The sequence below is a fragment of the Kribbella sp. NPDC104740 genome, assembly GCF_055583505.1.
In genome coordinates this window covers 130,519-156,795 of the sequence record NZ_JBVJNV010000005.1, presented here as the reverse complement: position 1 = coordinate 156,795, position 26,277 = coordinate 130,519, and the positions used below count along the sequence as shown (strand labels likewise).

The following is a 26,277-nucleotide window of genomic DNA, read 5'->3' as shown; positions in this document are numbered from 1 at the left end:
GCCGCCTCGATCGAGACGGCCGGTGAGCGCGCAGCAGTAGGGGCCGTCTAGGAGACGGGCCACCAGCTGCTCAGGCGCGCGGACATGCTCAGACTGTAGCAACCAGCTGCTCGCCCAGCTCCCACAGCCGGGCAGCGTTCGCCGGGTCGAGTGCGAACGGAGCTACACCGCCTCCGAAGAGCGGTGGGCGCTCAGCGAGCAGTGGCGCCTCGCCGCAGTCCTCCAGGTACCGCCCACCGAGCCCGTCGACCACAGCAGCGAACACAGAGGTCGCTGCACCCTGCTGCACCGTCTTGCGGCGCTCCACAGGGGTCTGCAGCCCACCGGTGTGCTGCTGCAGACCAGTGGCGATCGCACCGGGGTGTACGGCGTTCGCCCGGATTCCGTCCGCTGCCCAGCGTCGGTCTGCCTCTACCGCCAGCAGCACGTTGGCCGTCTTCGACTCGCCGTACGCACCGATCGGCTGGTACGGCCGGAACAGGTAGTCGTAGTCGTCGAAGCTGAACGGTGCGAAGACATGCGCGTTGGAGCTGAGCGAGACGATCCGGGCGTGGCCGGAGGAAGCCAGCGCGCTGTGCAGGCCAAGGACCAACGCGAAGTGCCCGAGGTAGTTCACAGCGAACTGCAGCTCGTGCCCCTCAGCGGTCCGGGTGAGCTCCGGCGTCGCCATGATGCCCGCGTTGTTGACCAGGATGTCCAACGGCCCGTCCCAGGCGAACGACCGGACCGACTCCAGCGAAGACAGGTCGAGCCGGCCGACCGAGACGTCACCGGGCAAGCCAGCAGCAACCCGCTCCCCAGCAGCGACGTTCCGTACGCCGAGCACCACCGAAGCGCCATGAGCCGCCAGCGCCCGGGCGGTCTCGACTCCAACGCCTGACGTAGCTCCGGTGACCAGCGCGCGCCGCCCGGTGAGGTCGACACCGGCCAGGACCTCGTCGGCGGTCGTGGTGAATCCAAAACTGTTCATGCTCCGAGCGTCTGCCGCCCGCCGCGACCGCAGAAGGCCCTGCCGACACTGGTATCCGCAGGGACAGGATGAGGCGAGCGCCGCGGCCTACTCTGGTGCCATGAGCAATCTCGGCGAGTACCTGAAGGTACGCCGCGAGCGGTTGCAGCCGGAGGACGTCGGACTGCCCGGTGGCAGCCGCAGGCGAGTGCCGGGCCTCCGCCGCGAGGAGGTCGCTCTGCTGGCAGGCATCAGCGTCGAGTACTACCTGCGGCTGGAGCAGGGGCGCGACCAGCACCCGTCGGACCAGGTGATCGGCTCGCTGGCCAGGGCGCTGCAGCTGGAACCAGATGCCGAGTCCTACTTGAAGAACCTGGCTGAACCGGCCAAACCTGCCCGCCGTCGTACAGCCAAGCCGGAGAAGGTCAGCGCGGGTGTGCTGAGCCTGATCGACAGCTGGCCGACCACAGCCGCGCTGGTGCAAGGCAGGTATCTGACAACCCTCGCCGCCAATCCACTGGCCGTTGCCATCAGCCCCTACTTCGCGCCGGGAGTCAACACCCTCCGCGCCGCGTTTCTGGAACCGGAGATGCGCGAGCTCTACCGCGACTGGGAGGGGATGACCGCCAAGGCCGTCGCCTATCTGCGCTCGGTCATCGCCGACTCGCTCGACGACCCGCGCCTCCTGGAGCTCATCGGCGAGCTGAGCGTCCACAGCGACCGCTTCCGGACGCTCTGGGCCCGCCAGGACGTACGACGCAAGACAAGCGGCCTGACCGAGCTGAACCACCCACAGGTCGGCGAGCTCGACCTGCAGTACGAGAAGCTCGCGCTACCGGGCACAGAGGGTCAGATGCTGATCACCTACCACGCCACCCCCGGCACCCCGTCCCACGAGAAGCTGGAGCTCCTGGCTCACCTGTAGACGCAGACCCCGCTCAGTGGCACGCTGCGGCGCGAGAATGGCCGGGTGGATCTCCAGGACGACCTAGCGCGCCAGTTCGAGCAGGACCGTGGCCATCTGCGGGCGGTGGCCTACCGGATGCTCGGCTCGATCAGTGAGGCGGAGGACGCCGTCCAGGAGGCCTGGCTGCGGTTGAGCCGGTCGGACGTGAGTGAGGTGGCCAACCTGACCGGTTGGCTGACCACTGTCGTCTCCCGGGTCTGCCTGGACCTGCTGCGGTCCCGCAAGTCCCGGCGGGAGGATCCGTTCGACACCTACGTGCCGGACCCGGTGGTGAGCCGGCTGGACCCGGAGGAGGAGGTGCTGCAGGCCGACGCGGTCGGGCTGGCCATGCTGGTTGTGCTGGAGGCGCTGTCTCCCCAGGAACGGGTCGCGTTCGTGCTGCACGACCTGTTCGCGGTGAGCTTCGACGAGATCGCGCTGATCCTCGACAAGACCTCAGCGGCCACCCGGCAGCTGGCGAGCCGTGCGCGCCGCCGCGTCCAGGGAGCGCCCACCGGCGACGGGGACGTCAGGCAGCAGCGCGAGGCGATCGACGCGTTCCTCGTCGCGTCCCGGACCGGTGACTTCGAGGCGTTGCTCGCCGTACTCGATCCGAACGTCGTCCTGCGGGCCGACGCCGGCCGGGTGCCCGCGGACGCGCTGGCGAGCTCCCGCTTCGTCCAGGGCGCGAAGGCGGTCGTCGAGCAGGCGCTGCTGTTCGCGCGGATGGCGCCGCACACCGAGGTCGCGACCGTGAACGGCGTACCGGGCGTGATCACGGTGCTGAACGGCGAGCTGTTCGGCGTGATGGCCGTCGAGGTCCGCGACGGGCGGATCGTCGAGATCAACATCCTGGCCGACACCGACCGGCTCCGGGCGCTGCCGAAATAAACTGCCGAGATAAATCTGCTGCTCGTGTCGATTCCGCGCTCCGTCGCTCGACTTACCTGTGAAACCAGGGAGAACGGAGAGCGGGATGAGCGTGCAGGTGCTCCAGACGGTCGGCGCGGATGTCGTGGCGGGTCTGCTGGGAAACGGGTTCAGCGGAGCGATCCACCAGCCGGGTGACGCCCAGTACGACGAGCAGCGGCGCGCGATCGTGCCGACGTTCGACTCGCGCCCCCTCGTGGTCGCCGAGGCGTCAGCTCGCAGCGACGTCCAGGCGGCGGTCCGGACGGCGCGGCAGTACGGCGTACCGATCGCCGTCCAGGCCACCGGCCACGGCACCCGCGTGCCGGCCGACGGCGGGATCCTGCTCAAGACCACCGCGATGACGTGGCTGCTGATCGACCCCGAGCGCCGCGTCGCGAAGGTCGGCCCGGGCGTCCGCTGGGGCGCGGTCCTCGACGCGGCCAAGGAGTTCGGCCTGGTCGGGCTCGCCGGGTCGTCCCGCGACGTCGGCGTCACCGGCTACACGCTCGGCGGCGGTGTCGGCTGGCTGGCCCGCAAGTTCGGGTACGCCGCCGACAGCGTGATCCGCGCCGAGGTGGTCACCGCCGACGGCCGCGTCGTCACCGCGACCGCGGACGAGCATCCGGACCTGTTCTGGGCGATCCGCGGCGGCACCGGCAACTTCGGCATCGTCACGTCGCTCGAGTTCCGCCTCTACCCGGTCCGCGAGGTGCACGCCGGCATCCTCTGGTTCGCCGCCGACGCCGCGACCCTGAAGGCGTACCGCGATTGGACCACCACGATCCCGAACGAGCTGAGCACCGCGATCGTCCTCACCACGAAGAACGACCGCCGCATGCTCGGCCTCAAGGTCCTGTACGCCGGAGACGCCGCCCTCGCCGAGCACCTGCTCAAGCCCCTGTACGCCGTGGCCGGCCCGCTCCTCGACGGCGAGCTGCGCACCACCGCCTTCGCCGACACCGCGATGGGCGGCACCCCGGCCCGCTACCTCGACCTGGTCGACGAGCTCCCCGACGACCTGCTCGACGCGCTGGTCGCGCTCGACGGCCCGACCGTCGAGATCCGCCACTGGGCCGGCGCGATGGCCAACCCCGGCCCCGGTGCGGGCCCGGTCGCGCACCGGGCGGCGCCGTACTCGCTGATCATCGATCAGGAGGTCCCCGAGCTCGCCGACGTGCTGCGGCCGACCGGGCGCACGTTCGTGAACTTCCTCGCCGACCCGGCGCGCGCCGCGACGGCGTACGCGGAGGCTGATCTGACCCGGCTGCGCGCGATCAAGCGCCGCTACGACCCGGAGAACCTGTTCCACCTGAACCACAACATCTTGCCCTGAGCACGTCGAAAGGGCCCGGACAAGAAGTCCGGGCCCTTTCGGCAGGGCGGCAGATGCCCCGAGCTAGATGGTGCCCTCGTTGCCGTACACGGTGACGTGGACGTGGTCGTAGTGGTTGGCGGTCGCGCCGCCGCGGTCCTCCATGCCGCGCCAGCCTTCGCTGCTGCGCTGCACGGTCCAGATCCGCTGCTCCCAGATGACCTCGGAGACGCCGAGCTCCTTGTAGTGCGACCGCACGTACGCCGCGATCTCGTCACCGGTCGAGCCCGACACCATGATGTCGAGCGCCCGGCCGGTGCCGTGCTCGCCGCCGTCGCCGGAGCGGACGCCGCCGTACGACGAGACCGACGGGAACAGCGCGCAGACCGCGCGGTGCACCCGGATCGCGTCGGCCGACAGGCCGTCCTCGACGCCGGAGCCGGACTTGCAGGCCTTGGACGAGACGCCGCCGGCGACCTCCTCGACCGGCTTGGTCGCGGCCAGGTACTCGGCCTTGACCCAGCGGGAGACGCCGTCGCGGACGATCTGGGCCCAGATGCCCTGGACCTCGCCGGTGACCGAGACCTTGCTGCCCTTGGACAGGACGGTCAGCAGGGTGCCCTTCTGCTCGGGCGCGGTCCAGACGTTCAGGTCCGTGGTCGTGTACTTGCTGCCGGTGATCTTCAGCGCCTTGACGGTCTCGGCGGCGCGGGTCTTCACCGACGTGGTCGGGATCGGCGCCTGCTTCTTCAGGTGCTTGGCCGGCGGCGGCGTCTTGGGCTTCGCCGACGGCGGGGTGCTCGGCTTCAGGTCGAGCGAGGGGCGGTACGCGTCCCGGCTGGTCTGGGTCTCACGCGCAAGCTGCAGGGGAGAGCTTGCGAGCGGGGTGTCCGTCGTCGGGGCCTGGTCGGGAAAAGCGACTGCCGACCCGGTGGCCAGCAGCGCCACCGCCGCTCCGGGGACCGCGACTTTCACGATGCCGGTGCGGATCACCTTGGGGCGCGGTTGACGGTGCCGCGCCTGTCTATGCCGTCCTTCAGCCACTGGAATTCCCAATCTGCCGAGACCAAAACGTTATCGACCGGAGGAGTCAAGCACAGAAACCACTCGGTCTCCCAACTCCCGGCGAGTTTTAACGTATTACGTACGTGTCGCACGACTACCGGAGTGTGATCTGGCAGGCGGCGGTCCGCCGTACGGTCTGTTTGACTGCGGACATGGATCAGGGCTTCAGGATCGTGACCGGTGAGGTGTCCCGGCTGGTGATCGACCGGGTCGACAAGCGCAACGCCCTGACCCGGGACATGTGGGAGGCGCTGCCCGGCCTGCTCGAGCCGCTCGCGGTGGACCCGGCGGTCAAGGTGCTCGTCGTCTCCGGCGCCGGACCGACGTTCTCCGCCGGCGCGGACATCTCCGAGCTGGTCTCGGGCGCCGACCCGGCCGACCCGATGGCCGAGATCCGCGCGGCGAACCTGCGCGCCCAGCGGGCGCTGCGGGAGTTCCCGAAGCCGACGCTCGCGGTGATCCGCGGGCACTGCATCGGCGGCGGGCTGGAGATCGCGGTCAACTGCGACTTCCGGTTCGCGGCGCACGGCAGCACGTTCGGGGTCACCCCGGCCCGGATCGGCGTGGTCTACCCGCCGGCCGCGGTCAAGGTGCTGCTCGACCTGGTCGGACCGGCGACCACGAAGTACCTGCTGTTCAGCGGCGAACTGCTCTCCGCGGGCCAGGCCGAGCTGAAGGGCCTGGTCGACCGCGTCGTGGCCGCCGACGACCTGGACGTCGACGTGGACGCGTTCGCGGCCAAACTGGTCGCGCGGTCGCAGCTGACGATCCGCTCGGCCAAGGAGACGGTGACCTCGCTGCTGGCCGGTGAGGACGCCGACCCGGCGGCGGACAAGCGGTACCAGGAGACGATCTCGAGCGGTGAGCTGACCGAGGGTGTGCGGGCGTTCACCGAGAAGCGGACCCCGCACTTCGGCTGGAACTGATCAAACGATCGTTGGACGTTTGACCACGTGGCCCGTTGGGGCACCTGAGTCGAGCCGCCACCCCCGCCTGGGCGGCGCCAAGACTAAGGAGAACCAATGCTCATCCTGGGACTGATCCTGCTTCTGCTGGGATTCCTGCTGAAGGTCTCGATCCTGTGGACCATCGGCATCATCCTGCTCGTGGTCGGAGCGGTGCTGTTCATTCTCGGCTCGACCGGTCGCGCTGTCGGGGGACGACGACACTGGTTCTGAGTTGCGGAGCTGAAGTGACGGGACCCCGCAGGCCTTCGGGCTTGCGGGGTCCCGTCCGTTCGTTAGCATCCCGAGGATGAAGTACCTCGTGCTCATCTTCGGCGACACCGACAGCAGCTGGACCGGCTCGACCGACGACGTCGCGGAGATCCGGTCCCTGACCGAGCTGAAGCTGGCACTGACCGCGTCCGGCGAGCTGGTCAGCAGCGAAGGGCTGGACTTCCCCAGCTCCGGCAAGACCGTGCAGATCCGCGACGGTGTCCGCGTGGTCACCGACGGCCCGTACGGCGAGGCGAAGGAGCAGATCGCCGGCTTCTTCATGATCGACGCGACCGACGAGCGGGCGCAGGAGATCGCCGGCCAGGTCGCCGCGATCATCGGTGACCGGGTTGAGCTGCGGGAGACGCTGCTGTCGGCTCCGTAGCGCGGGTGATCAGCAGACTCGCGCCGACCAGTCCGACCGCTACGAAGGCCCAGCAGGCAGCGAAGGCCACCCGGTAACCAGCGGTGAGTGCAGCCGGTGTGGAACCGCTGCTGTGCGCCGTAGCGACAGCAGACAGTACGGCGATGCCAACCGCGCCGCCGATCTGGAAGCTGGCGTTCTGCAGGCCTGACGCGACTCCTGCGTCCTCGCCGGACACGGTGCTGAGTGCGGAGATCGAGCCGGCGACCGTACCGGCGCCCAGGCCCGCACCGAAGATGGTGAGACCCCAGAAGGCCAGCTCGAAGTAGCCGGACTCCACGGTCAGCCTGCTCATCGCCGTAGCGCCGACACCGGTCAGCAGCAGCGATACAGCGGCGACCGGGCGAGCTCCCACCTTCGTGACCAGGTTCTGCCCGACCATCGAGCCGCAGACGGCTGCAGCGGCCAGTACCGAGGACATGAGCCCGTACCGGATGGCGGAGACGCCCAGCGCGAGCTGGGCGTACTGGGTGTAGACGTAGTTCAGCCCGAACGCGCCGAGCCCGAAGGCGATGGTGATCAGGTTGCCGCCGACCAGTGCGCGCGAGCGGAACAGCCGCAGCGGTACGAGCGGTGCGGCCGACCGCTTCTCCACCAGTACGAACAGCGCGAACAGGGCGACCGAAACGAGCGCCAGCAGGGTGGTGCTGGTGGCGGAGGACTCAGGCGCCTCGATCACGGCGTACACGAGCACGATCAGCGCAGCGGTCACGGTGACCGCTCCGGTGACGTCGAAGCCGCGCTTGCCGGGGCCACGGCTGTCCTGCAGCAGCACTGGTGCCAGTGCGATCACCAGCAGGCAGACCGGCACGTTGATGAAGAAGATCCACTGCCAGCCGAGTCCGTCCGTCACCGGGCCGCCGATGAGCGAGCCGGCCGTCCCGCCTACGCCGCTGGTCGCTCCCCAGATGCCCAGCGCCTTGTTGCGCTCCGGACCATCCGGGAACGTGGTCATCACGATGGACAACGCACTGGGAGCCAGTACGGCGGCAGCGACGCCCTGCAGCCCGCGGGCCAGGACCAGCGCGTCACCTGTCCAGGCGAAGCCGCAGAGCAGGGAGGAGCCGGCGAAGACGGCCAGGCCGACGATCAGTACCCGCCGGCGGCCCAGCAGGTCGGAGACGCGCCCGCCGAGCAGCAGCAGGCCGCCGAACATCAGCGCGTAGCCGCTGGGGACCCACTGGACGCCGCCGGACGAGAACGTCAGCTCCCGCTCGATCGACGGCACGGCGACCAGCACGATCGAGGCGTCCAGGATGATCATGAAGCCGGTCAGGCAGAGCAGGGCCAGCGCGAGCCAGCGTTTCGGGTCCGGCATGGGGTCCTCCAGTACGACGGGGTGGGGCTTGCACCGGGGACGTCGGGGCTGGGCGGTCTCGCTTCGACATCCGCAGGGCTGTCGAATCGGTGCGCTCGGTTACGACGTACCGGGTGAGAGGGGTTACAGGGACCTCGTCGACCGTCAGGATGGTGACCGTGAAGTACATGCTGCTGATCTACTCCAACCCGGAGAGCTGGGCGGGCCTGTCCGCCGAGCAGCGGGAGGACCTGTCGCGGTCGCACGCGCAGCTGACGCAGGAGCTGACCGAGCAGGGCCTGCTGGTCAGCGCCGCCGGGCTGGCCGACCCCATCACCACCCGGACGGTCTCGGTGGGTGCCGACAACACCCGCAACCTCACCGACGGCCCGTACGCCGAGGCGAAGGAGCACCTGGCCGGCTTCTACCTGGTGGAGTGCGAGGACATCGACCAGGCGATCGACTACGCGGCGCGGATGCCGGACGCGAAGTACGTGGCGGTGGAGGTCCGGCCGGTGATGGACGCGTCAGGGCTGGAGATGTGAACAGCGACTTCGAGCTGCTGCTGCGGGAGCAGGCGCCGCAGGTCCTGAGTGCGCTGGTGCGGCACTACGGGCACTTCGACCTGGCTGAGGAGGCTGTGCAGGAGGCGCTGCTCGCTGCCTCCCAGCAGTGGCCCAGCGAAGGTGTGCCGGACAACCCGCGTGGCTGGCTGATCCGTGTCGGCTCGCGCCGGTTGACCGACCTGCTGCGCAGCGAATCGGCGCGGCGTCGGCGCGAGGAGAACGCCGCTTCGATGGCCGCGCCGGAGGAGTTCGTTGCCCCGAGCCCGGAGATCGACGACCCGGGCGGCCGCGACGACACGCTCACGCTGCTCTTCCTGTGCTGTCACCCGTCGCTCTCGCCCGCGTCGCAGATCGCGCTCACGCTGCGCGCTGTCGGCGGTCTCACCACCGCGCAGATCGCGGCCGGGTTTTTGGTGCCTGAGGCAACAATGGCGCAGCGGATCAGCCGCGCCAAGCGGAGCATCAAGCAGGCCGGCTCGTCGTTCGAGATGCCGCCGGAGGCCGAGCGGGATGCGCGGATGGGCGCCGTGCTGCACGTGCTCTACCTGATCTTCAACGAGGGCTACACCGCGTCGTCCGGCGACGACCTGCACAGCGCCGAGCTGACCACCGAGGCGATCCGGCTGGTGCGCGGCGTACGCCGGTTGCTGCCGGACGATGGCGAGGTGGCCGGGCTGCTGGCGCTCATGCTGCTCACCGACGCCCGCCGGCCTGCCCGTACGGCGGCTGACGGCTCGCTGGTCCCGCTGGAGGAGCAGGACCGGTCGAAGTGGAGCAAGCCGGCCATCGTCGAGGGGGAGCAGTTGGTCTCCGACGCGCTGGCCCGGACGCAGCTGGGGCCGTACCAGGTGCAGGCGGCGATTGCCGCCGTACACGGGACTGCTGAGCGTGCTGAGGACACCGACTGGCGGCAGATCGTCGCGCTGTACCAGGTGCTGGAGCAGATCTCGGACAACCCGATGGTGCGGCTCAACCACGCTGTGGCAGTGGCCATGGCGGTCGGGCCGAAGGAGGGGCTGGCGCTGCTCGAGCCACTGGAGTCGGACGGCCGCATGAAGGACCACCACCGCTTGGAGGCGGTGCGGGCGCACCTGCTGGAGATGTCGGGGGAGCTGGAGGGTGCCCGGGCGAGCTACCTGCTGGCAGCTCGCCGGACGACCTCGGTTCCGGAGCGGAACTACTTGCAGTCCCGCGCCGAACGGCTCACTTCCTGCTGAGCTATTTCTTGAAGGCGTCCTTGACCTTCTCGCCGGCCTGCTTCAGGTCGCTCACGCTCTGGTCGGCCTGACCCTCGGCCTCGAGGTTCTCGTCGCCGGTCACCTTGCCGACGGCCTCCTTGGCCTTGCCGGCCAGGTCCTCCGCCGCGTTCTTCGCCTTGTCCGCCAAGCTCATCGTGCGTGTCCTTTCGTCGGGTGACGGTTCGCCGGCACCCCCTGCGGTCACCGGCGAACCGTGGGCGGCACCCCCCGTCCGAAGTGCCGCTTACCGGTTAGGTGACGCGTCCGGCGGATTCGTCACGCCGGAGTGACTCACCTCACGCCGTACGGCGGGGTCGCGGCAGCCGGTGTCCTGTGTCAGGTTGGACGTGTGGACCTCACCAAGGCGTCACTGCTGCGCGAGATGCTGACCGGCACCGAGCTGGGCACCCGCACCACCTCCTTCGCCCACTCGCTGCGGCGCTACACGAAGCGCAAGGGCGGGCTGATGCTCTTCGGCCCGCCGCAGGACGAGCCCTGGCACCTGACCGCTCACCTGGACGACGAGTTCCACCGAGCCGGCATCGAGGACGTCCGGCCGGCACTGGTCCGCTGGGCGCCGCCACCGGACGCTCCGCCGCACCTGGCGATCGGCCTGGACCGCCTGCGCGACTCCGGCAAGGGGGAGTCGTTGCTGGTCGTCGCCGAGGACAACCCAGCGGACACCCTGCTCGAACGTGTGGAGGACGTCCGCCGCCGCGGTACGACGATCTTCAGCATCGACAACGGCAACAGCGATCTCGCGTCGCTGTCCCACGAGTCGCTGGTGCCAGAGCTGCTGGTGCCTGCGGGGCTGGGCACTTGGACGACGCACCCGGTGGTTGGGGACCGAGGTGACGAGGTGCTGGCGGACCGGCGTACGGATGAGGGCGTACCGGAGGAGACCCTCACCGCGCTGCAGGAGGCGGTCGCCGGCTTCGAGATGACCCAGCACCTGGTCAGCCTGGCCGCAGCAGACCCCGACGCAGGCCAGGCCGGCTGGCGCCGCTCGCTGCGCAACTTCATCGAGCGCATCGGCGGCGAGCCGGCCTAGTCCTCCAGGTACAGCGCCGCGAGCCGCGGGAACCGCGACTCCAGCTCCCCCTTGTCGTCCAGGTCGAACTCCTCACCGGCAGGCACGTCCGGCGCATCCGGCGTACCGGCGTCGACCGCAGCCCAGAACGCCTTGTCCGACCCGGCCACTGCGCCGTACGCCTCAGCCCCGACCGCCAGCACCGCCTCCCCGTCGAACAGCTCGCTGGTGTCCTCCAGGTCCTCGTCCACCACGTCAGCGAGCGAGTCCGGATCAGCCAGCGCGGCCTCCCACACCTCCCGCCCCTGAGCGACCAGCCACCCCCGGAAGTGGTCGAACGAGTCGTCCCCCGCCCCACCGTTGAGCAGCGACGCGGCCCCCCACAGGTCCCACCGGTAGGCCCGCCCGAGCAGCAACTCGAGCTCCACCCCGAACCCGACGATCTCCTCGGCCGCCAACCCACTCAACTCTTTGATCAGCGCATCCGCGACCCCGTCCGGATCCACGACCGTGTCGTCAACCTGCTCCCGGGCCGCGTCCACCAGCCCCCAGAACCCATCCCTGTCCACCCTCAAAGCGTGGCACGAACCTGAGCTCAGGTGGATGGCTGATCCGGAATTCCTGCCGAGCTCGGGACCAGAACCTCGTCTGGATCGCGCAGCTCGGCCTCTGCCACGTCGCCGTTCTGCTCGGACGGCGACAACGGCGCCTCCGCGACCACCGGTACGTCGTTCTCCTGGCCGTCCTGGGAGGACAACGCGGTCGAGACGAGCGAAGGACGCTCCTCCGGCGACTCAGGTGTCTCGCGCAGCCGCGGCGGTGCCGCGGTCCACGCTCGCAGATCCTGGACGACGTCGCCGTAGAAGGCGTTGATGGCACCTTCGACGGAGTCGATGAAGGATCCCCGGCCTCGACCGCGCTTCGCCCCCAGCGGCGAGCTCAGCGCCACCCGGAACGAGCGCAGCTCCTTCTTCGGATCCTCGATCAGCACGACCGGGTTGGCCCGGACGGTACCGAGCAGCTCCGCGGTCCCGGCTCCTCGCGAATGCATCACGAACGCCTCCAGCCGCGCGCTGTCGGGTGCGTGCCGGAGCTGCCGGACCAGCCAGTTGACCCGGGTCGCCGGCCGCCCGTCCTTGGGCGCGGCGACGTCGACGTGGCAGGTCACCCGGGACGCGCGGAGGTCCGCGGTCACCACGAGTGGGCCGACCGTGTTCGGGATGTTGATCGCGCCTTGCAGCGTCCCCGTCGTACACATCGACTGCACGAGAGCCTGGCTACGCAGCGCCGGTTCGGCCAGCTCCTTGCGTGTCAGCGCCGGCGTGACGTCGTCCCCGAGACGGCGTCCCAGCTGCAAGCTGACGTACCGCAGCAACGCGTCGAAGCGCGCCGCGACCTCAGGAGCGCACTTGTCGGCCGGGCGCAGAGTCCCCGCGGCAACGGCCTCGCGCGTCGTCACCCAGGACGAGCCCATGTCCTCGAACTGCAGCGCACCGGATCGGGGATGCTCGAGGTAGCGGATCAGCTCGCCGAGGATCCAGGCCTGGTCGGGATCCGCGACACCGCGATGTTCCTTCTGCAGCACGGCTTCGGCGAGCACCATCGACCACGACCAGTGGTGCAGCTCGACGCGCTTCAGTTTCCGCTTGTCGACCTTGGTCGGGTGCATGCCGGCCACCGCCGGGATCTCGTTCGAGATCGTGATCACCGCGTCGAAGTTCTGCTCGCGTGCGATGTCGAGGTACGCCTCGAGCTGCTCGGCGCCGAGCTCGTTGACGCCGGTCTTGACCTCGACCAGCGCCGTCCACTCCCGCTGCCCGCGGCGTACCCGGATCAGTCCGTCCGGGTACAGCCGCCGCTCACCGAGTTCGAACGGCACCTCGATGAAGGTCTCCAACTGGCCGGCGGGCGCACTCAGCGGCTGGGTCAGGATCCGCCCGAACTCGCGGACCGACGACATCACGGCCAGCAACGCCGAGGTCGCCCGGCGCTCCTGCTCGTCGGCGCCGTTGATCCCGGACGTCGGGATCAAGCGGGCCTGGTGCCAGGTTTCTTCTGCCATTTCGTTCCCCCACGGGCGCAGCCCCAGCAGGCCCCCCACGGACCCACACTCCTTACAACCGCCCGGATAACTCCGGCACGCTACGCCTTTCGTCACGCAACGTGAAGACCTGAGTCAGAATTCGACTCACCGTGAGCGTGCTCACCAGGCCGCGTCCAGCTGAGTCCGTACGTCGGCCGGCAGCGTCAAGCGCGCACCGGACAGCGCCTGGGTGAGCTGGTCCGGCGTACTGACTCCCACGACCGGTGTGACGGCAGGCGAGCCGCCGGTGAGCCAGGCGAGGACCACCTCGCTGCGGGTGACGCCGAGCTCCTCGGCTGCCTGGGTGAGGGCTGCCAGCCGGCGGGTGGTGCCGGGGTGGTCGAACGCCTCCTGGAAGGGCCGGTCCGTGCGCTCGTAGCTGCCGGACATGAGCGGGCTGTACGCGAACAGTTCCTGCTCCGGGTTGTGGCCGGCGTAGTCGAGCATCTCGTCGGTGATCCAGCCGAAGCGGTGGTCGTGGGCCTGGTCGCGGACGAAGGGCCGGGGCTGCAGGTACGAGTAGCGCATCTGCAGCGCAGTCGGCCCGGTCACCCCCAGCCGCTCAGCGATGCCACGGGCTCGCTCCACTCGCCAGAGGGCGTAGTTGGACAGCCCGACCCGCACGATGGCCCCGGCGGCCGCGTGCTTGCCGAAGGCGGCGACAGTCTCCTCCAGTGGGGTCTGCAGGTCGTCGCGGTGCGCCAGGTAAAGGTCGACGTGGTCGATGCCCATCCGCCGCAGTGACGTCTCCAGCGCCTCGTCGATCGCCTTCGCGGACAGCCCCTCCGAATGCTCCGGGTAGCTGCCGGGCCAGAGCGGCTCGCAGCCGACCTTGGTCGCCACCTTCACCTTGTCCCGTACGCCGGGCCGCTGCGCGAACCAGCGCCCGAGCAGCTCCTCGCTCTGCCCGCCGCGCCCGCTCGGGTCCGCCCAGAACGCGTAGCAGTTGGCGGTGTCGATCCACTGCCCACCTGCGTCGACGTACTGGTCCAGCAGAGCGAACGACGCCTCCTCGTCGATCGTGGTCCCGAACAACATCGCGCCCAGCGCCATCCTCAGATCGGTCATGGCTCGACGATCGGTGCTGGAGCGCGCTCCAGGTCAACTCCTGTATCCGTTTGCTGAGACGAATAGTTTCGCATTCTGGACTCACCGTGCCAGAATCCAAGCTGTGAACGATTTCCTCGCCGCCGACGACGTGATCGACGCGACCCACCCGGCGATCGTCGAGACCGCCGCCCGGCTGCGCCGCGACCACCCCGGTACGACGGACTTCGCGCGCGCCGCGTTCGAGTTCACCCGCGACGAGGTGAAGCACTCGATGGACGTCGGCGACCCTCGCCCGACGGCCGCCGCGTCGGAGGTGCTCGGCCACGGCGCCGGCCTCTGCCACGGCAAGGCGCACCTCCTGACCGCGCTGCTTCGCGCCGAGGGTGTGCCGGCAGGCATCTGCTACCAGCGCCTGACCGACGGCAACGGCGGCTTCTTCCTGCACGGCATGACCGCCGTGCAGCTCGACGGCACCTGGTACCGGCAGGACCCGCGCGGTGACAAGCCCGGCGTCACCACCGAGTTCTCCCTGACCGACGAGCGCCTCGCCTACCGGCCCGACCCGGCCCAGGGCGAGGCAGACATCCCCGGCGTCTTCGCGACCGCTGACCCGGGCCTCGTCGCCGCGCTCCGGGCAACCGACGACGTACGTGCCCTCGTCGCCAACGGCGGACTGCCCGGCGACGTCACCTGACTCTGCTCCGGGCCCCGCAGGGGCGGGCCCGGAGCAGTTCACAACTGACCGGCGGCCTTGCCCCTGGTCGACGTCCGTACGACGAGCTCCGGCGTGAATGTCACCCGCTGGTGCTCGTGGTCGGGGTTGGACGACTCGTCGAGCAACAGCTCGGCGGCGGTCTTCCCCAGCAGGTGCCGCGGCTGCCGTACCGAAGTCAGCGGTACGGCGGCAGCGGCGGCGAACTCGATGTCGTCGTACCCGACGATCGCCAGGTCCTCCGGCACCCGCAGCCCGAGGCTGACGCACTGCTGCAGCAGGCCCAGCGCCAGCAGGTCATTGGCGCAGAACGCCGCCGTCGGCCGGCGATCAGCGGGCAGCCCGGCGAGCCGCTGCCCAGCTCCGCGCCCCTCTGCGACGGTCAGCGCGGCAGTGGTGAGCTCCACCAGGTTCTCCGCAGGCAGACCCGCGTCGGCCAGCGCGTTCCGGGCGCCGTAGAGCCGGTCGGTCACCTGACCGATCGTGTTCGGCCCGCCGACGAACGCGATCCGCTTGTGCCCGAGCTCGATCAGGTGGTCCAGCGCGACCTCACCGCCGAGCACGTCGTCCACGGCGACCGAGCAGTGCATGCCCTCGTCGAGTGAGCGGTCGACCACGACGACCGGCGTACCGCGAACCGGCAGCGTGGTGATGCGTGGCGTGTGCGGGTCGATCGGCGTGATCAGCACGCCCTGGACGCGTTGCTGCTCGAGCAGGTCGAGGTAGTCGGCCTCGCGGGCGGCGTCCTCGTTGCTGTTGCAGAGGAAGACCGACAGGCCGGCCTCGCGAGCAGCCTCCTCGACGCCCTTGGCGACGTCGGTGAAGAACGGGTTGCCGGCGTCGAGCATCAAGTACGCGAGGATCCGGCTGCTGCCCGCCCGGAGCTGCCGGGCCGACTCGTTGCGGACGAACCCGAGCGACTCCATCGCCGCCTCGACCTTGGCGCGGGTGGCCGGGCTGACCATCTCCGGCCGGTTGAGCACGTTCGAGACTGTCCCGAGCGAGACCCCGGCTGCTGCGGCGACGTCCTTGACTCCCGCGGCGGTGCGTCCGCGGCCGCGTCCGGCGACTCTCGCCGCGGGCGTCTCGCCCGGTACGGCGGCCGGCGGGATGCGCTTGACGGGGACGCGCGGGGTTCGGCCTGTTCGCGGGGAGGGTGCTGGGGCTCGCGAGGGGGACGCGCTGGTCCGCGGGGCTGTTGCTGCGGTGCGCGGTACGCCGGCGCGGGGAGCGGCGGAGCCTGCACGCCCGGCGCTCGCACGAGATGCGCCTGCGCCGCCGTTGCCCGTTCGCGAAGCACCGCCTGCCCGGGACCCACCCGAGCGCGGCGCGGCTGAGCCGCCGCGCGGCGTACCGCCTGCCCTCGGCGACGCGCCCTGCCCGTTGCCCCCACGCTCAGGGGCAGGCTCCGGCGCTCCGGCGCGTCCAGGTGCGCTGGGTGGTGCCACGTGACCTCCCCGCTTGAAACGTGATAGCCCACGAAGCGTACCTGCCCGGACTGTGGATGTCCGCAGGGTCCACCTGTGGTTCTCCACAGACTTCGCAGCTGCCCCTTGACGCCCGGCCTCGCGTTCGGGCAATCTTCTTGAAACCTTTCAGGCCCGGTCGATCGAGACTCACGGAGGTGGCGATGGCGACGAACGCTCCGGTGCTACGGGTGCGGGACGTTTCCAAGTCGTTCGGCGCGGTCGCCGCGGTCCAGAACGTGTCCTTCGACCTGTACGGCGGGGAGGCGCACGCGCTGGTCGGCGAGAACGGCGCGGGCAAGTCCACGCTGGTGAAGATGCTGGCCGGCGTGCACCGGCCGGACTCCGGGACGCTCGAGCTGGACGGCGTACCGGTCGAGCTGTCGACACCGGCCGATGCCAAGGCGGCCGGGATCGCGGTGATCTACCAGGAGCCGACGCTGTTCCCCGACCTGTCCGTCGCGGAGAACATCGCGATGGGCCGCCAGCCGCTGGGTCGTTTCAAAACCATCGACCGGGCCGCGATGCAGCGCGAGGCCGAGCAGCTGTTTGCCCGGCTCGGCGTGTCCATCGCGCCGACCCGCCCGGCGCGCGGCCTGTCGATCGCCGACCAGCAACTGGTGGAGATCGCTAAGGCGCTGTCGGCCGACGCCCGGGTGGTGGTGATGGACGAGCCGACCGCGGCCCTGACCGGGGTCGAGGTCGAGCGCCTGTTCGCGGTCGCCCGCTCGCTGCGCGACGACGGCGCCGCGCTGGTGTTCATCTCGCACCGCTTCGAGGAGATCGCCGCGCTCTGCGAGAAGGTGACGATCCTGCGCGACGGCAAGCACGTCTCCACCGATCCGCTGGCGGAGCTGAGCGTCGACGAGATGGTCCGGCGGATGGTCGGCCGCGACCTCGACGCGCTGTTCCCCAAACAGGAGGTCACGCCGGGCGCGGTGGTGCTCTCGGTGCGCGGCCTGCGGCGCGACCCGGTCTTCGTCGACATCGACTTCGAGGTCCGGGCCGGTGAGATCGTCGCCCTGGCCGGGCTGGTCGGCTCCGGCCGGTCCGAGGTGGTGCAGTCGATCTTCGGCGTCGACCCGCGCGACGGCGGCGTGATCGAGGTCGGCGGGCGCAAGCTCAAGCCCGGCTCGCCGCGCGCCGCGATGGCCGCGGGCGTCGCGCTGGTGCCCGAGGACCGTCGTCAGCAGGGCCTGCTGATGGAGCTGTCGATCGAGCGGAACGTGACGCTCCCGCGGTCGAGAGCCCTGTCCCAGCTGGGATTCCTGACCGGCAGCAGCGAGCGCCGATCCGCGCGGGAGTGGACCAAGCGCCTGAAGACGAAGTACGGCCGGCTCAGCGACGAGGTCGGCACGCTGTCCGGCGGCAACCAGCAGAAGGTCGTGCTGGCGAAGTGGTTGTCGATGGCACCGAAGCTGCTGATCGTCGACGAGCCGACGCGCGGGATCGACGTCGGCACCAAGGCGGAGGTGCACCGGCTGATGTCCAGCCTGGCTGCCGAGGGCGTCGCCGTACTGATGGTGTCGTCGGAGCTGCCCGAGGTGCTCGGGATGGCCGACCGCGTGCTGGTGATGCGTGAGGGCCGGCTGGTGGCCGCGCTCGACCGCGCCGACGCGACCGAGGAGTCCGTGATGTTCGCCGCCACCGGGCAGGAGGTGACCGTATGACGGCCGTCGGGCTCCCCGGCGTGACCACGCGCAGGTCGTCGCTCGACCTGGTGCTCCGGGCGCGCGAGCTGGGCATCGTGCTCGCGCTGGCGCTGCTGGTTGCGGTGACCGCGATCTCGAACCCACGCTTCCTGTCCGGCCAGAGCATCCGCGACATCCTGCTCGGCACCGCGATCCTGGCCGTGCTGGCGGTCGGCCAGGCCGTGGTGGTGATCACGCGCAACATCGACCTCTCGGTCGGCTCGGTGCTCGGGCTGAGCGCGTTCACCGTCGGCACGCTGCTCCGGGACCACCCGGGTCTTCCGGTCGTCGGCGCCCTGCTCGTCGGCGCCGCGGTCGGAGGGATCTGCGGCGCCCTCAACGGGGTCCTGGTTCGGTACGGGAACGTCCCGGCCCTCGTGGTCACCCTCGGCACGCTGTACGTCGTCCGCGGCGTCACCTACTTCTGGGCCGGCGGCCAGCAGATCAACGCCGACGAGCTGCCTCCTGGGTTCCTCGACTTCGGCAACGCGACACTGCTCTCCGTCCCGTACCTGGTGCTGATCGCGCTGCTGGTCCTGGTGGTCACGGGCCTGGTCCTGCGGAACTACCGGGCCGGTCGCGAGCTGTACGCGATGGGTTCGAGCCCGCAGGCAGCCAAGCTGGCCGGGATCGCGGTCGGGCGGCGTACGGTCATGGCCTTCCTGGTCAGCGGTGCCCTGGCTGGGTTGGCGGGCGTGCTGTTCGCGGCCCGGTTCGGCACCATCGACGCCGCCGCGGGGACGGGCCTCGAGCTGAACGTGGTCGCCGCGGTGGTCGTCGGTGGCGTCGCCGTCTTCGGCGGCAGCGGCTCGGTCTGGGGCGCGGCGCTCGGCGCGTTGCTGCTGACCACGATCAGCAGCGCACTTGCGGTGCTCGAGATCAACCAGTTCTGGCAGCAGGCGATCGTCGGTGCGCTGATCCTGCTCGCGATCGGTTCCGACCGGCTGGTCGCGGCGCGGGTCGCAGCGACGCTGAAGAAGCGAGGCTCCCATGTCAGCTGAGCCCGCGGCGATCACCGACCGCCCCGGCGCCCTGGCCGGCCGCTTCGCGAACTGGAACGTCGCGATCATCGCCCTGACCGTGCTGGTGCTGATCGTCGCGGCCGCGACCGTCGACAACTTCGGCACCGCGCAGAACTTCGGCTTCCTGGTCCTCGACCTGCTGCCGATCGCGCTGGTCGCGCTGCCGATGACGCTGGTGATCGTGACCGGCGAGATCGACCTCTCGGTGGCCAGCACGCTCGGCCTGTCCAGCGCCCTGATGGGCTACCTGTGGAACGCGAACCAGCCGATCGAGACGATCATCCCGATCTGCCTGCTGCTGGGCGCGGTGCTCGGCGCGGTGAACGGCTTCTTCGTCACGGTGCTCGGCCTGCCCTCGCTGGCGGTCACGATCGGGACCCTGGCCCTCTACCGCGGCCTGGCCTTCGTCGTGCTCGGCGACGGCGCGGTCGCGGACTTCCCGGCGCTCTACACCGACTGGGTCACCGGCACGATCGGCACCAGCCCGATCCCGAACGTGCTGATCATCGTGGTGGTGCTGGCGATCGTGTTCGGCGTCGTCCTGCACGCGACGCCGATCGGCCGCGCGGTCTTCGCGGTCGGTGCGAGCGAGCAGGCCGCCCGCTTCGCCGGCGTCCGCCCCGGCCGCCTGAAGTTCTGGCTGTACGTCGTGAGCGGCCTGGTCGCCGGCCTGGCCGGCGTGCTCTGGACCCTGCGGTACTCCAGCGCCCGCGCCGACAACGGGGCCGGCCTGGAGCTCGCTGTGGTCGCCGCCGTCCTGCTCGGCGGAGTGTCGATCTTCGGCGGCAAGGGCGCGCTGCCCGGCGTGATCGCCGGCGTCGTCCTGCTCGCCTCCCTGCAGAACGCGCTCCGCCTGTCCGACGTCTCCAACGAGGCGCTCAACGTCGTCACCGGCGTGCTGCTGATCGCCTCCGTGCTCGCCCCCAACCTCGCCAACGCCGTCCGTACCGCGGTGCAACGCCGTCGGCACCGCAGCGAGTCCACCCCCGGGTCACCGTCCAGAAAGGACCTCCCATGACCTTCCGCCTGTCCCGCCGTACGGCGGTCCCGCTCTCGACGGTGGCCGTCCTGTCCCTCGCGCTGACCGCCTGCGGCGGTGGCACGACCAAGGAGAGCACCGCGGGTGACGCGACGGCGGCGCCGTCGGCGTCCAGCTCGGCGGCGGCCGACCCGAACGCGCCGCTCAAGGAAGGGCTGAAGATCGCCTACCTGCCCAAGCAGCTGAACAACCCCTACACCGACGTCGAGGTCGGCGGCGGCAAGGTCGCGGTCGGCGAGCTCAAGGGCGAGTACAAGCTGGTCGGCCCGAACGACGCGAGCGCGTCGTCGCAGGTCAGCTACATCAACACCCTGATCCAGCAGCAGCAGGACGTGATCGTGGTCGCCGCCAACGACCCGAACGCGGTCTGCCCCTCGCTGAACCAGGCCCGCAAGGCCGGCATCAAGGTGGTCACCTTCGACTCCGACGCGGCCAAGACCTGCCGGGACGCCTTCATCAATCAGGCCACCACGCAGGGCATCGGCGAGAGCCTGGTGAAGATGGCCAGCGAGCTGGCCGGCGGTTCCGGTGAGATCGCGGTGCTGTCCGCGACCCCGAACGCCACCAACCAGAACTCGTGGATCGAGGTGATGAAGACCGAGCTGGCCAAACCGGCCAACCAGAAGCTCAAGCTGGTCAAGATCGCCTACGGCAACGACGACGACCAGAAGTCCTTCACCGAGGCCCAGGGCCTGCTGCAGACCTACCCGAACCTGAAGGTGATCGTCTCGCCGACCACGGTCGGCATCGCCGCCGCTTCGCGGTACGTCAGCTCGTCCAGCTACAAGGGCAAGGTCGCGATCACCGGCCTCGGCCTGCCGAACCAGATGCGCCAGTTCGTCAAGGACGGCACGGTGAAGAAGTTCGCCCTCTGGAACCCGGCCGACATCGGCTACCTGGCGGCGTACGCCGGTGCCGCGCTGAGCTCGAACCAGATCACCGGTGCCGAGGGCGAGAAGTTCAAGGCCGGAAAGCTCGGCGACTACACCGTCGGCGCCGCCGGCGAGATCGTGCTCGGCCCGCCGACCGAGTTCACCGCGGCCAACATCGACCAGTTCGACTTCTGACCCGGAGCCCCCGTGAACCGCTACTGCTTCTGCCTCCAGGTCAAGCCCGACCGCCTGGACGAGTACGTCGAACGGCACCGCGCCGTCTGGCCCGACATGCAGGCCGCGCTGCGCGACTCCGGCTGGCACAACTACTCGCTCTTCCTGCGTGACGACGGCCTGCTGATCGGGTACGTCGAGGCCGACGACCTGGAGGCCGCCCAGAAGGCGATGGCGGCGACCGAGGTGAACGGGCGCTGGCAGGCCCAGATGACCGACTTCTTCACGGGGATCGGCGGCAGACCGCCGGACGAGTCGTTCCTGCTGCTCCCCGAGATCTTCCACCTCACACCTGCGAAGGACTGACCTATGACGACCGAAGCCGTGAAATCCGCCCTCCGCCGGCAGGAGATCGAGCTGCCCTCCTGGGCGTTCGGCAACTCGGGCACCCGGTTCAAGGTGTTCGGCCAGCCGGGCGTGCCGCGGTCGCCGGAGGAGAAGATCGCCGACGCGGCGGTCGTGCACAAGTACACCGGCGTGGCGCCGAGCGTCGCGCTGCACATCCCCTGGGACAAGGTCGACGACTACGCGGCGCTGGCGGCGTACGCGAAGGAACAGGGCGTGCGGCTCGGCGCGATCAACAGCAACGTCTTCCAGGACGACGACTACAAGCTGGGCAGTGTCACCAACCCGGACCCGAGCGTCCGGCGCAAGGCGACCGACCACCTGCTCGAGTGCGTCGACATCATGGACGCGACCGGGTCCCACGACCTGAAGCTGTGGTTCTCCGACGGGACGAACTACCCGGGCCAGGACGACATCCAGGACCGGCAGACCCGGCTGGCGACCGCGCTGAAGGAGGTCTACGACCGGCTCGGCGCCGACCAGCGGATGCTGCTGGAGTACAAGCTGTTCGAGCCCGCCTTCTACACCACCGACGTCCCGGACTGGGGTACGTCGTACGCGCACTGCCTGGAGCTCGGGCCGAAGGCGTCGGTCTGCATCGACACCGGCCACCACGCACCGGGCACCAACATCGAGTTCATCGTCGCGTTCCTGCTCCGGGTGGACAAGCTCGGCGCGTTCGACTTCAACAGCCGGTTCTACGCCGACGACGACCTGATGGTCGGCGCCGCCGACCCGTTCCAGCTGTTCCGGATCATGAACGAGATCGTCCGCGGCGACGCGCTCGACCCGGCCCGCGGGATCGCGTTCATGCTCGACCAGTGCCACAACATCGAGGCGAAGATCCCGGCCATCATCCGGTCGGTGATGAACGTCCAGGAGGCCACCGCGAAGGCGTTGCTGGTCGACCGGGACGCGCTGCGCACGGCGCAGCAGGCCGGTGACGTGCTCGGCGCCAACGCGGTGCTGATGGACGCGTACAACACCGACGTCCGTCCGCTGCTCGCCGAGCTGCGGACCGAGCAGGGGATCGACCCCGACCCGGTCGCGGCGTACCAGCGCAGCGGGTACTTCGAACAGATCAGCAAGGACCGAGCCGACGGCCAGCAGGCCGGATGGGGAGCATGACCGTGACCGACGCCGCTGCCGAGCTTGTTGCCCGAAGCAACAGGCTGGGTGCTGACCCGCGCAACACGAACTACGCCGGCGGCAACACGTCGGCGAAGGGGACGGCGACCGACCCGGTCACCCAGCAGCCGGTGGACCTGGTCTGGGTGAAGGGCTCGGGCGGCGACCTGGGGACGCTGACCACGGCCGGTCTGGCCGTGCTGCGGATCGACCGGCTGAACGCGCTCGTCGACGTCTACCCCGGCGTCGACCGCGAGGACGAGATGGTCGCGGCGTTCGACTACTGCCTGCACGGCAAGGGCGGCGCCGCGCCGTCGATCGACACCGCGATGCACGGACTGGTCGACGCTCCGCACGTGGACCACCTGCACCCGGACTCCGGGATCGCGCTGGCGACCGCGGCGGACGGGGAGAAGCTGACCGCCGAGTGCTTCGGCGACCGGGTGGTCTGGGTGCCGTGGCGGCGGCCCGGGTTCCAGCTCGGCCTCGACATCGCGCAGACCAAGCGGGAGAACCCGCAGGCCATCGGCGTGATCCTCGGCGGACACGGGATCACCGCCTGGGGCTCGACGTCGGAGGAGTGCGAGGCGAACTCGCTGGAGATCATCCGGACCGCTGAGCAGTTCCTGGCCGAGCGCGGCAAGCCGGAGCCGTTCGGCGCCGTCGTACCGGGGTACGAGGCATTGTCCGAGGATCAGCGGCGGCAGCGCGCGGCGGCGCTCGCGCCGGTCATCCGCGGGCTCGCGTCGACGGACAACCCGCAGGTCGGGCACTTCAACGACGCGGAGGTCGTGCTGGAGTTCACCGCTCGCGAGCGGCTCGGCGAGCTGGCCGCGCTCGGGACGTCCTGCCCGGACCACTTCCTCCGGACGAAGGTGCGTCCGCTGGTGCTCGACCTGCCGCCGTCCGCTCCGCTGGAGGAGGCGGTGACGCGGCTCAAGGAGCTGCACCTGCAGTACCGCGAGGACTACGCGGCCTACTACGACCGGCACAAGGAGCCGGTCAGCCCGCCGATGCGCGGCGCCGACCCGGCGATCGTGCTGGTCCCGGGCGTCGGCATGTTCAGCTTCGGCAAGGACAAGCAGACCGCGCGGGTCGCCGGCGAGTTCTACGTGAACGCGATCAACGTGATGCGTGGCGCCGAGGCGGTCTCGACGTACGCACCGATCGACGAGCGCGAGAAGTTCCGCATCGAGTACTGGGCGCTCGAGGAGGCGAAGCTGCAGCGGATGCCGAAACCGAAGCCGCTCGCCACCCGGGTCGCGTTCGTCACCGGCGGCGGCTCCGGCATCGGCAAGGCGATCGCCCAGCGGCTGGCCGCCGAGGGCGCGTGCGTCGTCGTCGCCGACCTCGACACCGCCGCGGCCGAAGCAGTAGCCAAAGAGATCGGCACCACCGACAAGGCGGTGGCGATCGGCGCCGACGTGTCGAACGAAGCCGCCGTCGCCGCGGCGTTCGAGCAGGCGGTCCTCGCCTTCGGCGGCGTCGACCTGATCGTCAACAACGCCGGCCTCTCGATCTCCAAGCCCCTGCTCGAAACCACCGAGCACGACTGGGACCTCCAGCACGACGTGATGGCGAAGGGCTCGTTTCTCGTCTCCAAGGTCGCGGCCAAGATCCTGATCGACCAGGCCATCGGCGGCGACATCATCTACATCTCCAGCAAGAACGCCGTCTTCGCCGGCCCCAACAACGTCGCCTACGGCGCCGCCAAGGCCGACCAGGCCCACCAGGTCCGCCTCCTCGCCGCCGAGCTCGGCGAGCACGGCATCCGCGTCAACGGCATCAACCCCGACGGCGTCGTCCGGGGCTCCGGCATCTTCGCCAAAGGCTGGGGCGCCAAACGCGCAGCCGTCTACGGCGTCCCCGAGTCCGAGCTCGGCGCCTACTACGCCCAACGAACCCTCCTGAAACGAGAAGTCCTCCCCGACCACGTAGCCGCCGCCGTAGTAGCCATCACCGCCGGCGACCTCTCCCACACCACCGGCCTCCACATCCCCGTAGACGCCGGCGTAGCCGCAGCCTTCCTCCGCTGATTCCAATGTCCCCACTCCACCAAATCACTCACCGGCCGGTACGACCTCAACCACAGGCAATCTCATCGGCCGCATCCCCGACAGCCTCAACCACCGCCCACCCGATCCGCCGTCTCGACGTCGGCGACCGCGACACCTGCCCGCCCACGAGGAGGAACCAGCATGTGGAGCACTGACCCGAGCCGGTCCGTCGACGGCGGCGGACTGCTGCCCTGGGTCGAGCCACGCAAGACCCGCATCGGCCTCGTCGCAGGCGGCCTCGGCGCGTACTGGCCCCAGTTCCCCGACCTCCTCCCGCAGTTGCAAGCCTCAGCACGCCGAGTGTCCGAGCGTTTCGGCGAGTTCGACTGCGAGGTCATCGACGTCGGCTTCATCTCCGACGCCCAGGAGGGGGCCGCAGCAGCCGAGAAGCTGCGGCTCGCCGACTGCGACCTGATCGTCGGCTTCCTCACGACGTACATGACGGCCTCGATGCTCGTCCCGATCGCTCAACGTTCCAACGCTCCGGTCCTCCTCCTCAACCTTCAACCCACCGAGGCGATGGACCATGCAACGTTCGACACCGGCGCCTGGCTGGCGTACTGCGGCGCCTGCCCCCTCCCCGAGATGGCGAACGCCTTCGAACGCTGCGGCATCGACTTCCGCTCGGTCTCCGGCCACCTCGAAGACGAACGCGCCTGGACGAGAATCCACCGCTGGCTGAGGGCGGCGGGTGTCCGTGCCGCCTTCCGCCACGGCAGGCACGGCCTGCTCGGCCACCTCTACCCCGGCATGATGGACGTCATCACTGACCCGACCCTGGTCTCCGCGCAACTCGGCGGCCACGTCGAGATCCTCGAGATCGACGACCTCCGGGTCCGTGTCGAGAAGGTGACTGCCGCCGAGACCGAGGCGCGGATGAAGGTCGCCCAGGACGTCTTCACCCTCGACGACTCGGTCGTCGAGGACGACTTCCGCTGGGGCGCCACGGTCTCGGTCGCCCTCGACCGCCTGGTCGAGGACTTCCAGCTGGACACTCTCGCCTACTACCACCGCGGCCTCGACGGCGAGACCCACGAGCGCGTGGCCGCCGGCATGATCCTCGGCGCATCGTTGCTCACAGCAAGGGGTATCCCAGCGGCAGGCGAGTACGAGCTGCGCACCTCACTGGCCATGCTGATGATGGACAAGCTCGGCGCCGGCGGCTCCTTCACCGAGCTCCAAGCCCTCAACTTCACCGACAACGTCGTGGAAATGGGCCACGACGGCCCCGCCCACCTCGCGATCAGTTCCACTAAGCCGCTCCTCCGCGGCCTGGGTGTGTACCACGGCAAACGAGGCTGGGGAGTCTCCGTCGAATTCGACGTAGCCCACGGCCCCGTCACCGCCCTGGGCCTGGGCCAGCTCCGCGACGGCTCCTTCAAACTCATCGCCTCCGAAGGCAAGGTCGTCCCCGGCCCATTGCTCCAGATCGGCAACACCACGAGCCGTGTTGACTTCGCCTGCGACCCCGGCGAGTGGACCGACGCCTGGTCAGCCTCCGGCGTGGCCCACCACTGGGCGCTCGGCACCGGCCACCGAGTCGCCGACCTGCAAGCAGTCTCCAGCCTCCTCCACCTCCCCTTGGAGGTCGTCAACCCCACCTGACCCCGAGCACATCTCCG

General features: G+C 69.9%; 26 protein-coding genes. 18 read left to right on the top strand and 8 right to left on the bottom strand.

The annotated features are described in order from the left end of the window. Nucleotides 1–88 precede the first annotated feature (88 nt). Entirely contained in the window at nt 89–970 is an 882-nt protein-coding gene (locus ACZ6Z4_RS26320; protein ID WP_465569527.1) for an SDR family NAD(P)-dependent oxidoreductase, read from the bottom strand. Between the two features lie 100 nt (nt 971–1,070). On the opposite strand from ACZ6Z4_RS26320, the gene ACZ6Z4_RS26315 reads away from it, so the two are divergent. The 3 genes from ACZ6Z4_RS26315 (at nt 1,071) to ACZ6Z4_RS26305 (ending at nt 4,140) form a co-directional block, all read left to right on the top strand. Continuing rightward, nucleotides 1,071–1,874 carry a helix-turn-helix transcriptional regulator gene (locus ACZ6Z4_RS26315; RefSeq protein ID WP_465569526.1) on the top strand — a complete coding sequence of 268 codons (804 nt, stop codon included), beginning with the start codon at nt 1,071–1,073 and terminating at the stop codon, nt 1,872–1,874. 45 nt (nt 1,875–1,919) lie between these two features. Next, nucleotides 1,920–2,786, top strand: a complete 867-nt coding sequence (sigJ, locus tag ACZ6Z4_RS26310) for an RNA polymerase sigma factor SigJ (protein ID WP_465569524.1) — start codon at nt 1,920–1,922, stop codon at nt 2,784–2,786. Between the two features lie 85 nt (nt 2,787–2,871). Then, on the top strand, nt 2,872–4,140 hold the full coding sequence (locus ACZ6Z4_RS26305) for an FAD-binding oxidoreductase (protein WP_465569522.1): 1,269 nt from the start codon (nt 2,872–2,874) through the stop codon (nt 4,138–4,140). A 63-nt stretch (nt 4,141–4,203) separates the two neighbouring features. Here the strand turns inward: ACZ6Z4_RS26305 and ACZ6Z4_RS26300 are convergent, their stop codons facing one another. Then, a complete protein-coding gene (locus ACZ6Z4_RS26300) occupies nt 4,204–5,112 on the bottom strand; it encodes an SH3 domain-containing protein (RefSeq protein ID WP_465569520.1) in 909 nt (302 codons plus the stop codon). Between the two features lie 224 nt (nt 5,113–5,336). Here ACZ6Z4_RS26300 and ACZ6Z4_RS26295 point away from each other — a divergent pair, with 224 nt between their 5' ends. From ACZ6Z4_RS26295 to ACZ6Z4_RS26285, 3 genes are all read left to right on the top strand, one after another. Continuing rightward, a complete protein-coding gene (locus ACZ6Z4_RS26295; RefSeq protein WP_465569518.1) occupies nt 5,337–6,110 on the top strand; it encodes an enoyl-CoA hydratase/isomerase family protein in 774 nt (257 codons plus the stop codon). A 96-nt stretch (nt 6,111–6,206) separates the two neighbouring features. Beyond that, a complete protein-coding gene (locus ACZ6Z4_RS26290; RefSeq protein ID WP_344177219.1) occupies nt 6,207–6,362 on the top strand; it encodes a DUF6131 family protein in 156 nt (51 codons plus the stop codon). A 76-nt stretch (nt 6,363–6,438) separates the two neighbouring features. Then, on the top strand, nt 6,439–6,786 hold the full coding sequence (locus ACZ6Z4_RS26285; protein WP_465569515.1) for a YciI family protein: 348 nt from the start codon (nt 6,439–6,441) through the stop codon (nt 6,784–6,786). Here the strand turns inward: ACZ6Z4_RS26285 and ACZ6Z4_RS26280 are convergent. Next, nucleotides 6,737–8,143 (bottom strand): MFS transporter, encoded by a 1,407-nt coding sequence (locus ACZ6Z4_RS26280; RefSeq protein WP_465569513.1) that lies wholly within the window; start codon nt 8,141–8,143, stop codon nt 6,737–6,739. The two genes, ACZ6Z4_RS26285 and ACZ6Z4_RS26280, sit on opposite strands and share 50 nt — an antisense overlap. Nucleotides 8,144–8,295: 152 nt before the next feature. Between ACZ6Z4_RS26280 and ACZ6Z4_RS26275 the strand changes: the two genes are divergently transcribed. Then, a complete protein-coding gene (locus ACZ6Z4_RS26275) occupies nt 8,296–8,667 on the top strand; it encodes a YciI family protein (RefSeq protein ID WP_465569511.1) in 372 nt (123 codons plus the stop codon). After that, nucleotides 8,664–9,905: an RNA polymerase sigma factor gene (locus tag ACZ6Z4_RS26270; RefSeq protein ID WP_465569509.1), complete on the top strand. Its 1,242-nt coding sequence runs from the start codon at nt 8,664–8,666 to the stop codon at nt 9,903–9,905. The genes ACZ6Z4_RS26275 and ACZ6Z4_RS26270 overlap by 4 nt, the downstream gene beginning before the upstream one ends. 1 nt (nt 9,906) lies before the next feature. Here the strand turns inward: ACZ6Z4_RS26270 and ACZ6Z4_RS26265 are convergent, their stop codons facing one another. Beyond that, on the bottom strand, nt 9,907–10,080 hold the full coding sequence (locus ACZ6Z4_RS26265; protein WP_465569507.1) for a CsbD family protein: 174 nt from the start codon (nt 10,078–10,080) through the stop codon (nt 9,907–9,909). Between the two features lie 195 nt (nt 10,081–10,275). Here ACZ6Z4_RS26265 and ACZ6Z4_RS26260 point away from each other — a divergent pair, with 195 nt between their 5' ends. Next, nucleotides 10,276–10,977, top strand: coding sequence for a hypothetical protein (locus ACZ6Z4_RS26260; RefSeq protein ID WP_465569505.1), 702 nt, complete (start codon nt 10,276–10,278; stop codon nt 10,975–10,977). On the opposite strand, the gene ACZ6Z4_RS26255 is transcribed toward ACZ6Z4_RS26260, so the two are convergent. From ACZ6Z4_RS26255 to ACZ6Z4_RS26245, 3 genes are all read right to left on the bottom strand, one after another. After that, a complete protein-coding gene (locus ACZ6Z4_RS26255) occupies nt 10,974–11,525 on the bottom strand; it encodes a DUF4240 domain-containing protein (protein WP_363677842.1) in 552 nt (183 codons plus the stop codon). The two genes, ACZ6Z4_RS26260 and ACZ6Z4_RS26255, sit on opposite strands and share 4 nt — an antisense overlap. Before the next feature lie 26 nt (nt 11,526–11,551). After that, entirely contained in the window at nt 11,552–13,018 is a 1,467-nt protein-coding gene (locus tag ACZ6Z4_RS26250; RefSeq protein WP_465569502.1) for a hypothetical protein, read from the bottom strand. A 141-nt stretch (nt 13,019–13,159) separates the two neighbouring features. Further along, the gene (locus tag ACZ6Z4_RS26245) at nt 13,160–14,107 is read right to left on the bottom strand and encodes an aldo/keto reductase (protein ID WP_465569501.1); all 948 of its coding nucleotides are present in this window, start codon (nt 14,105–14,107) and stop codon (nt 13,160–13,162) included. A 103-nt stretch (nt 14,108–14,210) separates the two neighbouring features. On the opposite strand from ACZ6Z4_RS26245, the gene ACZ6Z4_RS26240 reads away from it, so the two are divergent. Continuing rightward, nucleotides 14,211–14,783, top strand: a complete 573-nt coding sequence (locus ACZ6Z4_RS26240) for a transglutaminase-like domain-containing protein (protein WP_465569500.1) — start codon at nt 14,211–14,213, stop codon at nt 14,781–14,783. A 38-nt stretch (nt 14,784–14,821) separates the two neighbouring features. On the opposite strand, the gene ACZ6Z4_RS26235 is transcribed toward ACZ6Z4_RS26240, so the two are convergent. Next, nucleotides 14,822–15,913, bottom strand: a complete 1,092-nt coding sequence (locus ACZ6Z4_RS26235) for a LacI family DNA-binding transcriptional regulator (protein WP_465570196.1) — start codon at nt 15,911–15,913, stop codon at nt 14,822–14,824. A 518-nt stretch (nt 15,914–16,431) separates the two neighbouring features. Here ACZ6Z4_RS26235 and ACZ6Z4_RS26230 point away from each other — a divergent pair. From ACZ6Z4_RS26230 to ACZ6Z4_RS26195, 8 genes are all read left to right on the top strand, one after another. Beyond that, nucleotides 16,432–17,937: a sugar ABC transporter ATP-binding protein gene (locus ACZ6Z4_RS26230; RefSeq protein ID WP_465569498.1), complete on the top strand. Its 1,506-nt coding sequence runs from the start codon at nt 16,432–16,434 to the stop codon at nt 17,935–17,937. Then, nucleotides 17,934–18,959: an ABC transporter permease gene (locus tag ACZ6Z4_RS26225; RefSeq protein ID WP_465569497.1), complete on the top strand. Its 1,026-nt coding sequence runs from the start codon at nt 17,934–17,936 to the stop codon at nt 18,957–18,959. The genes ACZ6Z4_RS26230 and ACZ6Z4_RS26225 overlap by 4 nt, the downstream gene beginning before the upstream one ends. After that, entirely contained in the window at nt 18,949–19,998 is a 1,050-nt protein-coding gene (locus ACZ6Z4_RS26220; protein ID WP_465569495.1) for an ABC transporter permease, read from the top strand. Before ACZ6Z4_RS26225 ends, ACZ6Z4_RS26220 begins: the two co-directional genes overlap by 11 nt. After that, entirely contained in the window at nt 19,995–21,086 is a 1,092-nt protein-coding gene (rhaS, locus tag ACZ6Z4_RS26215) for a rhamnose ABC transporter substrate-binding protein (RefSeq protein ID WP_465569493.1), read from the top strand. The genes ACZ6Z4_RS26220 and rhaS overlap by 4 nt, the downstream gene beginning before the upstream one ends. A gap of 12 nt (nt 21,087–21,098) precedes the next feature. Continuing rightward, nucleotides 21,099–21,431 (top strand): L-rhamnose mutarotase, encoded by a 333-nt coding sequence (locus ACZ6Z4_RS26210; RefSeq protein WP_465569492.1) that lies wholly within the window; start codon nt 21,099–21,101, stop codon nt 21,429–21,431. Between the two features lie 3 nt (nt 21,432–21,434). After that, entirely contained in the window at nt 21,435–22,598 is a 1,164-nt protein-coding gene (rhaI, locus tag ACZ6Z4_RS26205) for an L-rhamnose isomerase (RefSeq protein WP_465569490.1), read from the top strand. After that, a complete protein-coding gene (locus tag ACZ6Z4_RS26200; protein ID WP_465569488.1) occupies nt 22,595–24,634 on the top strand; it encodes a bifunctional aldolase/short-chain dehydrogenase in 2,040 nt (679 codons plus the stop codon). Before rhaI ends, ACZ6Z4_RS26200 begins: the two co-directional genes overlap by 4 nt. 162 nt (nt 24,635–24,796) lie before the next feature. Then, nucleotides 24,797–26,260, top strand: coding sequence for an arabinose isomerase (locus tag ACZ6Z4_RS26195; RefSeq protein WP_465569487.1), 1,464 nt, complete (start codon nt 24,797–24,799; stop codon nt 26,258–26,260). Nucleotides 26,261–26,277 lie beyond the last annotated feature (17 nt).

Excerpts from the sequence above, each read along its gene's own strand:
- ACZ6Z4_RS26290 (WP_344177219.1), top strand. The coding sequence starts at position 6,207 with ATGCTCATCCTGGGACTGATCCTGCTTCTGCTGGGATTCCTGCTGAAG.
- ACZ6Z4_RS26315 (WP_465569526.1), top strand. The coding sequence starts at position 1,071 with ATGAGCAATCTCGGCGAGTACCTGAAGGTACGCCGCGAGCGGTTGCAG.
- ACZ6Z4_RS26220 (WP_465569495.1), top strand. The coding sequence starts at position 18,949 with ATGTCAGCTGAGCCCGCGGCGATCACCGACCGCCCCGGCGCCCTGGCC.
- ACZ6Z4_RS26320 (WP_465569527.1), bottom strand. The coding sequence starts at position 970 with ATGAACAGTTTTGGATTCACCACGACCGCCGACGAGGTCCTGGCCGGT.
- ACZ6Z4_RS26265 (WP_465569507.1), bottom strand. The coding sequence starts at position 10,080 with ATGAGCTTGGCGGACAAGGCGAAGAACGCGGCGGAGGACCTGGCCGGC.
- ACZ6Z4_RS26195 (WP_465569487.1), top strand. The coding sequence starts at position 24,797 with ATGTGGAGCACTGACCCGAGCCGGTCCGTCGACGGCGGCGGACTGCTG.
- rhaI (WP_465569490.1), top strand. The coding sequence starts at position 21,435 with ATGACGACCGAAGCCGTGAAATCCGCCCTCCGCCGGCAGGAGATCGAG.
- ACZ6Z4_RS26200 (WP_465569488.1), top strand. The coding sequence starts at position 22,595 with ATGACCGTGACCGACGCCGCTGCCGAGCTTGTTGCCCGAAGCAACAGG.
- ACZ6Z4_RS26295 (WP_465569518.1), top strand. The coding sequence starts at position 5,337 with ATGGATCAGGGCTTCAGGATCGTGACCGGTGAGGTGTCCCGGCTGGTG.
- rhaS (WP_465569493.1), top strand. The coding sequence starts at position 19,995 with ATGACCTTCCGCCTGTCCCGCCGTACGGCGGTCCCGCTCTCGACGGTG.
- ACZ6Z4_RS26285 (WP_465569515.1), top strand. The coding sequence starts at position 6,439 with ATGAAGTACCTCGTGCTCATCTTCGGCGACACCGACAGCAGCTGGACC.
- ACZ6Z4_RS26245 (WP_465569501.1), bottom strand. The coding sequence starts at position 14,107 with ATGACCGATCTGAGGATGGCGCTGGGCGCGATGTTGTTCGGGACCACG.
- ACZ6Z4_RS26305 (WP_465569522.1), top strand. The coding sequence starts at position 2,872 with ATGAGCGTGCAGGTGCTCCAGACGGTCGGCGCGGATGTCGTGGCGGGT.
- ACZ6Z4_RS26250 (WP_465569502.1), bottom strand. The coding sequence starts at position 13,018 with ATGGCAGAAGAAACCTGGCACCAGGCCCGCTTGATCCCGACGTCCGGG.
- ACZ6Z4_RS26225 (WP_465569497.1), top strand. The coding sequence starts at position 17,934 with ATGACGGCCGTCGGGCTCCCCGGCGTGACCACGCGCAGGTCGTCGCTC.
- ACZ6Z4_RS26280 (WP_465569513.1), bottom strand. The coding sequence starts at position 8,143 with ATGCCGGACCCGAAACGCTGGCTCGCGCTGGCCCTGCTCTGCCTGACC.
- ACZ6Z4_RS26230 (WP_465569498.1), top strand. The coding sequence starts at position 16,432 with ATGGCGACGAACGCTCCGGTGCTACGGGTGCGGGACGTTTCCAAGTCG.